The organism is Peribacillus sp. NPDC060253 (assembly GCF_042727425.1).
Classification (GTDB): Bacteria; Bacillota; Bacilli; order Bacillales; family DSM-1321; genus Peribacillus.
The window spans coordinates 1-1,055 of the sequence record NZ_JBHXAS010000288.1 but is presented as its reverse complement, the minus strand read 5'-3'; the positions used below and the strand labels follow the sequence as shown (position 1 = coordinate 1,055).

2 protein-coding genes are annotated in these 1,055 nt (G+C 68.2%); both read right to left on the bottom strand.

Going from position 1 to position 1,055, the window contains the following annotated elements; genetic code table 11:
* Window positions 1-558 (bottom strand): hypothetical protein (locus ACFWE9_RS27070; RefSeq protein ID WP_377359692.1); only part of this gene is annotated, 558 nt, incomplete at its 3' end.
* Between the two features lie 13 nt (window positions 559-571).
* A partial coding sequence (locus ACFWE9_RS27065) for a phage tail family protein (RefSeq protein ID WP_377359690.1) occupies window positions 572-1,055 on the bottom strand: 484 nt, incomplete at its 5' end.

The following is a 1,055-nucleotide window of genomic DNA, read 5'->3' as shown; positions in this document are numbered from 1 at the left end:
GTACTGGCCGACGTAGAAGCCGGCGGCACTGGCGTCCGGCACGATGCCGCCAGCCGCCACTGTCACCGGCGTGACCGTGTTGTTGACGCTGGGGGAACCGCCGCCGACTGCCGGCACCGTGATGTGCGCCAGCCGCATATAGATCACGGTTCCCGACGGAGTCGGCGCGCTCGGCGTCGATGACGGAGTGCCCGGCAGGTACACCACGTCAGCCTTGGCCTGCCCAGATCCGTCGACGGCGTTGTCCCACACGCGCAGGTACACCAGGTCGATGCGGGACAGTGTCGCGTGCGCCGCGTCCAGGGTCAGGTTGGACGTGGACGTCATGGCGACCCGGTAGACGCCCTGCTCGGCGTAGTAGAGGCTCGCAATGCCGGTGCCTACGGTGATCGTGGTACCGGACACCGTGACGGTGAAACCGCCCGAGCCGGGGAGGATGCCCGTGCGGGCGCCGAGTGGGTGGCTGCCGTTATTCATCACCATCAGCGAGTCGATGCGACGCGCACGCATGGCGTCGACGGGAAGGCCGTCGATCCAAGAGGGGTTGACCGCGACCATGGGCGGCCTCCTTTCATATCCAGGCGGAACGCCAGCGGGCCGTCAGAAGAGCGCTGGCGCTGTAGGACTGGGCCCGGAACTGGACAGCAGCGGCGGCCCTGGCGGGGATGAGGGGCCAGCCGCTGGGGACCGTTAGGAAGCGGCGGCGGGACGCGCTGTTGTTGATGCGGCACGTCTTGGCGTCCGTGTCGATGACGAGCTGGTCGCCGGTGTACAGGTCCTGCGAGTAGATCAATGGCAGGACCGACCCGTCGGGCATCTGCGTGATGATCTGTGGCCCGGTCACTGGGCCGGTGATGACGAACACCGGGCGCGTGCCGAACGTGCCAGCGTTGGTAGCCATGATCTCTCCGGACACCGTGACCGCGTTGCTGGTCAGAGGTGGTGTCAGCGGCGGGGTCAGGCCGCCCGTGGTGAACGGCAGGCCAGCCGTGCCCGACTGCAGCGTGGTGGAGTAGCGGCGCGGGTCGGCGGCCGTCTCCATCACCGAGTACGTC